Here is a 6,245-nt window from a genome sequence, read left to right on the forward strand (position 1 = left end):
GGGCCGGGGGGAGGGGTCCTCAGACCTAACCCCCCGGCCCCCTTCCCTACGAGGGAAGGGGGAGCCTGAAAATCCCCCCTCCCTGTTTCGGGGAGGGGTCCCCAACCGGAGCTTCACTCATCCTGGACAAACCATGTGCCGGTCTCGCCGCGCAGGGCCGCTGGGATATGGGGTGGATCGGTGATCAGCGCGGCCTTCCCCCCGTGTTCCAGATACTGGAGGATCGCTTCGATCTTGGGCCCCATGGAGCCCGAGGGGAAATGGCCTTCCGCCAGATAACGGCGGGCCTCGGAGACCGTGAGCCGATCCAGCCAGCGCTGTGCCGGCTTCCCATAGTGCAGCGCCACCTTCTCCACCGCCGTCGAGATCAGGAAGAGATCCGCCCCGATCTCGATGGCCAGCAGCGCGCTGGCCAGATCCTTGTCGATGACCGCCTCGACACCCACCAGGTTCCCCTCTTCATCCTCCACGACCGGAATCCCCCCGCCGCCCACTGCGATCACGACGAAGCCGTCTTCCAGCAGAGCCCGAATCGCCGGCAGCTCGATGATCCGCCGGGGGCGCGGGGAGGGAACCACCCGCCGCCATCCCCGGCCGGCGTCCTCCCGAACCACCCATCCCTGTTCCGCAGCCCGCCGTCGAGCCGTCGCCTCATCCATCCAGGAGCCGATGGGCTTGGTGGGATTCTGGAAGGCGGGATCGTTCCGATCCACGAGCACCTGAGTGACCACCGTCACCGCCAGCCGGTTCAGCCCCCGGCGCCGGAATTCGTTGTAAAGGGCCTTCTGGAACATGTATCCGATCGCCCCCTGCGTGTCCGCATCCGCAGCGTCCAGGGGAACCGGGTGGAGCTCGTGAAGGGCGAGCTCGCTGCGCCGGAGGATGAAGCCCACCTGAGGGCCGTTTCCGTGGGTGATGACCACCCGCCAGCCCTGGGCGATCATCTCCGCGATGTGGACCATGGTCTCGCGGGCGGCTTCGTATTGATCGGGAACAGTCATCCGATCTGGCCCTTTGATCAGAGAGTTGCCGCCGACGGCCACGACCGCCAGTCCGGGTTGCAGACGCATCCGAGCCTCCAGGGGCAGGTTCAGCGCATGACCAGGGCCATCACGGCTTTCTGAACATGCAGGCGGTTCTCCGCCTGATCGTAGACCACGGACTGGGGGCCGTCGATCACCGCATCGGTGACCTCCAGGCCGCGGTCCGCAGGCAGGCAGTGCATATAGATGGCATCCGGGCGGGCCAGCTGCATCCGTCGTTCGTCGGCGATCCAGTCCTGATACTTGCGGGCGATGCGGGCGCTTTCCTCCGGATCGGTGGTAGTCAGCCAGCATCCCCAGCTCTTGGGGTAGACCGCATCGGCGTCCCGGAAAGCTTCATCCATGCGGTCGGTGATTTCGAAGGCCCCGCCGAAGCGTCGGGCGTTCTCCCGGGCCTGCTCCACGATGTCGGGCATCAGCTGGAACTCGGGGGGGTGGGCCAGCACCACGTGCATCCCGAAGCGGGTGAGCTGCAGGATCAGGGACTGCGGGACCGAGAGGGGCTTCTGGTAGCTGGCGGCGTAGGCCCATGTGACGGCGATCTTCCGGCCCCGCAGATCCCGCCCTTTCTTCTCCACCAGGGTCATGAGGTCGGCGAGGATCTGGAAGGGATGGTAGATGTCGCACTGCATGTTCAGGACGGGGGCACGGCTGTAGCGAGCGACCTCCGTGATGTAACGGTTCCCCACCCCCCAGTCCACGTGGCGGATGGCGATGGCGTCGAAGTAACGGCCGTAGATCTCCCCGATCTCCTTGGCGGTATCCCCATGGGCGATCTGGGTGGTCTTGGATTCGATGAAGGCGGGATGCCCGCCGAGCTGGGCCAGGCCGGCCTCGAAGGAAGCGCGGGTGCGGGTGCTGCTGTAGAAGAACAGCATGGCCATGGTCTTCCCCTCCAGATAGCGATGGGGGATCCCCATGGCCTGCTTCATCTTCAGATCGAAGGCCACCTCCAGCACCGTCTGGACCTCCTCCACCGAGAGATCCAGGTCGCTGATGACATCACGGCCACGCAGATGGGTTTGCATGAGAGGCCTCCTGAGAGATTTTATGAAGATCGCATCCCGTTGGAATTATAGAAGCTCGCTGTAGGGCAACTGCAAGCAGTTGCCCTACCGTAGTATTTAAGGAAAATGGCGCTGGAGCATGGAAGGGAACAGCGCATAGAACGCCGTGGCCTCCACCACCTCGCTCAGGGAGATATGCTCGTCCACCCGATGGGCATACGTTTCATCCCCCGGCCCGAAGCCGATGCTGGGGATGCCGGCTTTCCCGGCCCAGTAGGTGCCGTTGGTGGAGAAATCCCATTTCCCGGTGGGACGCCGCTCCCCCCAGAGGGCCTCGATAGCCGCCTGACCCGCCTGGACCAGAGGATGGGATTCCTCCAGCGCCCAGGCCGGGAAGTATTTCTCCACCGGATACCGGAAGCCGGTGTAGCTGGGATCCGCATACTGCAGGATCTCCACCCGGATCGCCTCCCGGTGCTCGGGGGGGATGCACGCCTCGACCTGGGCCAGCGCTTCCTCTTTGGTTTCCCCAAACGTCAGCCGGCGATCGATATAGATGGTGCACTCATCCGGGACGGCGTTGATCGACGGGGTGCGGCTTTCGATCATGGTGACCGTGATGGTGCCCCGCCCCAGGAAGTCATGGGATTTCAGATGGGGATCCAGATCGCGGATCGCAGCGATCACCGGCAGCATCTTGTAGATCGCGTTATCCCCCAGCCAGTTGGAGGCGGCGTGGGCGCTGCGCCCCTTGGCCACCACCTTCAGCTCCACCCGCCCCCGGTGGCCCCGATAGACCCGCAGGCGCGTGGGCTCCCCGATGACCACCGCGTCGGGCCGGATCTTCGGATCGACCTCGACGAAGACATTGGGGGCCAGCCCGTCGCACCATTCCTCCATATTCCCGAAGTAATAAACCGTCCAGCCCTCCAGCAGCCCCAGGTCCCGGGCGATGGCCAGGCCGTAGATCATCCCGGGAGTGGATCCTTTCTCATCGCACGATCCCCGGGCATAGAAGCGATCCCCCTCGAGGCGGCCCCGGAACGGATCCCAGGCCCACTGTTCCGGATCCCCGATCCCGACGGTGTCGAGATGGCTGTCATACACCAGCACGCGGGGGCCGTGGCCGATGCGCCCCCGGATGTTGCCCATCACGTCGAAGCCGATCTCCTCGAAGCCCAGGCGGGCCATCTCCTCCGCCACCCGCTCCCCCACCGCCCGGAGCTGGGCGTCATAGCTGGGGATGGCCACGATATCGAAGAAGAAGCGCAGGATCTCCTCGCGGCGGGCTTCCATCGCCTGGCGGATCCGGGAAACGGTTTCAGCGCTCATCGGGGCTCTCCTCCGAAAAGGGTGGACAGCTGGCAATCCTAATGAGGGCGCGGATTTTGTCAAGGCGCGTCGGGGGAGACCTCGCGGGAAGCCGGCTGGGTTATCATGGGGAGATGGATGTTCCAATGAGGGGCCTGGGGAGGAGATTTCGCCCCTTGGGAATTCGATTCCCGCAGCGCAGGTCCCGATCCTGCCGGTTCGGAGGATGAAACCGTGCGATCCCTTCGATCTCCGGATCCGCCCGAACTCCCATCGGCGCTGCGCTCCAGGCTCAAAGAGCTCCAGGATCTTCTATCGGCCCATGGGATTGAATTCGCCCTGCTTTTTGGATCCTTCTCCCGGGGGGTCGAACGGCCATGGAGCGACATCGACATCGGAATTTACCCCTCCACCTCCCTCTCACCGCTGGAGCTCGGAGAGCTGATCGCGTTGCTGGAGCAGGCCCTCGGGCGGGATGTGGATCTGATCCCCCTGGACGCCGCGCTGGAGCATAACCCGGCCCTGGCTTATCAGGCGATCGCCGGGGGCATCCTGCTCTTCTGCAGGGATCCCCAGCGGTTCGTTGAATTCAAGCGCCAGGCCATCATGCGCTATCTGGACACCGCATACCTGCGGGCGATCGTGGAGCAGGCGTTCCGGGAACGCCTGCCGGCCCGCCCGCTCCGGGAGAGGCCGGAAGATGCGTGAGCGCCTGCAACGGCTGGAAGGCACCCTCCGGGAGCTCCGGCGCTTCCGACAGCGCTACACCCTGGAGGATATCGATCGGGATCCCCACCTGGAGTGGGCATTGCGCGATGGCCTGCTGGAGGCCATCCAGATGGTCATTGACAGAGGTCCTATCGATCCTTACCGTGGGCCCAAAAGGGCTCAGAAAGCATGGGGCCCGGGGGGGCGCCGAAGGAGCCCCCCCGGGCCCCGCGTGCTCCGGGCATCGACCGGCTGGGCATGGATCAGAAGCTGCGCTCATCCCTCCATCCGGGAAGCCCAGCCGGGGAAGGCGGAGCGGCCGGCATACTGCGCGCTTTCCCCCAGCTCCTCCTCAATGCGCAACAGCCGGTTGTATTTGGCGACCCGATCGCTCCGGCATGGCGCTCCGGTCTTGATCTGTCCGGCGTTCAGCGCCACCGCCAGATCCGCGATGAAGGTGTCTTCCGTTTCCCCGCTGCGATGGGAGATGATCACCCCCCAGCCCGCCCGCTGGGCCAGCCGCGCCGCCCGGATGGCCTCGGTGAGGGTGCCGATCTGATTCACCTTGCACAGCAGGGCATTGCACGCCCGCTCGGCGATGGCGCGGCGGATACGGTTCACATTGGTCACCAGGAGATCATCCCCCACCAGCTGGATCCGATCCCCCAGGCGCTCCGAAAGATGCCGCCACCCCTCCCAATCATCCTCCGCCATCCCATCCTCAATGGAAACGATGGGATACTCCTCAACCCAGCGGGCATACAGCTCGACCAGCTCCGCAGCCCGCAGCGTCCGCCCCTCTTTACGAAGGACATAAACGCCGTCCTGATAGAACTCGCTGGCCGCCGCGTCCAGCCCCAGGGCGATCTGATCGCCCGGCGCATACCCGGCCGCCTGGATGGCCTCGAGGATCAGCTCAACCGCCTCCTGGTTGGACCGCAGGTTGGGCGCGAAGCCGCCCTCATCCCCCACGTTGGTGCTGTAACCCCGCTTCTTGAGAACCTTCTTCAGATGATGATAAACCTCCGCTCCCCAGCGCAGGGCTTCCGAGAACGAAGGGGCGCCCACCGGGAGGATGAGGAACTCCTGGAGATCCGCCGAGTCATCGGCGTGCTTGCCGCCGTTGAGGATGTTCATCATCGGCACGGGGAGCACCCGCGCCTCCACGCCCCCCAGGTAGCGATAGAGGGGAAGGCCTAAGGAGCGGGCGGCGGCCACGGCCACCGCCAGGCTGACGCCCAGGATGGCGTTGGCCCCCAGCTCCCGCTTGTTCTCGGTGCCATCCAGGCTGATCAGCGCCTCATCGATCCCGACCTGATCCAGGGCATCCCACCCCACGATCTCCTCGGCGATCCGGCTGTTGACGTTCTCAACGGCCCGGAGGACCCCCCTGCCCAGATAGCGGTCGGGGTCCTCATCCCGGAGCTCCCAGGCCTCATGGGCGCCGGTGCTCGCCCCGGAGGGCACCGCCGCCAGGCCAACGGTCCCATCGGCCAGATGCACTTCCACCTCCACCGTCGGGTTGCCACGGGAATCCAGGATCTCCCGCGCCCGCACCATCTCGATCCGCGTGGGGAAATCCAGCGCGCGCCTCATCGTTGGGCTTCCTCCATGAAGGCTTGGCTTTGATTATAGCCGCATCGCTGAGGTTTGAGGATGAGGCCGGCCGCTTTCCGCACCATGCGGGATCCCGCCGCGCGATCTGGCGCTTGGATTTGGATCCCTCGCCCCCCCTCCCAGAGCTCCCCCTCCCCTGAGCCGAGACGAGGAGGGGCCGAACTGGCGGAACCGGTGGTTCGAGGGGCATGGGTCCCTCCGGGGATCCATCGCAGCAGGGCCAGCCCGGCCAGGGCCAGGCTCTGGCGCAACAGCCGTCGCCTCTCCCAATCCACGCCCAGCACCGGCCCGCCGTGCCGGGCCACGACCTGGGCCACCCGCTGCACCAGGCGCCAGCGCATCGCCAGCCCCGTGAAGACCCGCACGCGCTCCCCCTCGATTTCCAGGAGCATCGGCTCCCAGCGCTAGCCGGGGCGGGCGCGGTCCAGCAGGGCTCGGACCTCGGGGTCCCGCAAACTTCGCACCCCCAGCCGCCCGCCGCTGAGCGTTTCCACCTCCCGGGCCAGGGCGGCGCACACCGCACACCCGCTGTCATATAACCGCCACCGGTTCGACATGG

Annotated in this window: 6 protein-coding genes; 1 reads left to right on the forward strand and 5 read right to left on the reverse strand. The window is 65.9% G+C overall.

Annotated features, from left to right (window positions below; genetic code table 11):
• Positions 1-113: 113 nt before the first annotated feature.
• From arcC to VAE54_RS12730, 3 genes are all read right to left on the reverse strand, one after another.
• Positions 114-1,070 carry a carbamate kinase gene (arcC, locus tag VAE54_RS12720; protein ID WP_322802349.1) on the reverse strand — a complete coding sequence of 319 codons (957 nt, stop codon included), beginning with the start codon at positions 1,068-1,070 and terminating at the stop codon, positions 114-116.
• A 20-nt stretch (positions 1,071-1,090) separates the two neighbouring features.
• Entirely contained in the window at positions 1,091-2,071 is a 981-nt protein-coding gene (locus tag VAE54_RS12725) for an ornithine carbamoyltransferase (protein ID WP_322802350.1), read from the reverse strand.
• A 96-nt stretch (positions 2,072-2,167) separates the two neighbouring features.
• Positions 2,168-3,382: a YgeY family selenium metabolism-linked hydrolase gene (locus VAE54_RS12730; RefSeq protein ID WP_322802351.1), complete on the reverse strand. Its 1,215-nt coding sequence runs from the start codon at positions 3,380-3,382 to the stop codon at positions 2,168-2,170.
• Between the two features lie 213 nt (positions 3,383-3,595).
• Here VAE54_RS12730 and mntA point away from each other — a divergent pair, with 213 nt between their 5' ends.
• On the forward strand, positions 3,596-4,069 hold the full coding sequence (gene mntA, locus VAE54_RS12735; protein WP_322802352.1) for a type VII toxin-antitoxin system MntA family adenylyltransferase antitoxin: 474 nt from the start codon (positions 3,596-3,598) through the stop codon (positions 4,067-4,069).
• 276 nt (positions 4,070-4,345) lie between these two features.
• Here the strand turns inward: mntA and eno are convergent, their stop codons facing one another.
• Positions 4,346-5,665 (reverse strand): phosphopyruvate hydratase, encoded by a 1,320-nt coding sequence (eno, locus tag VAE54_RS12740; RefSeq protein WP_416223809.1) that lies wholly within the window; start codon positions 5,663-5,665, stop codon positions 4,346-4,348.
• Positions 5,662-6,078 carry a hypothetical protein gene (locus tag VAE54_RS12745; protein ID WP_322802353.1) on the reverse strand — a complete coding sequence of 139 codons (417 nt, stop codon included), beginning with the start codon at positions 6,076-6,078 and terminating at the stop codon, positions 5,662-5,664. The genes eno and VAE54_RS12745 overlap by 4 nt, the downstream gene beginning before the upstream one ends.
• Positions 6,079-6,245 lie beyond the last annotated feature (167 nt).

This window comes from Thermoflexus sp. (genome assembly GCF_034432235.1).
Taxonomy (GTDB): Bacteria; Chloroflexota; Anaerolineae; order Thermoflexales; family Thermoflexaceae; genus Thermoflexus.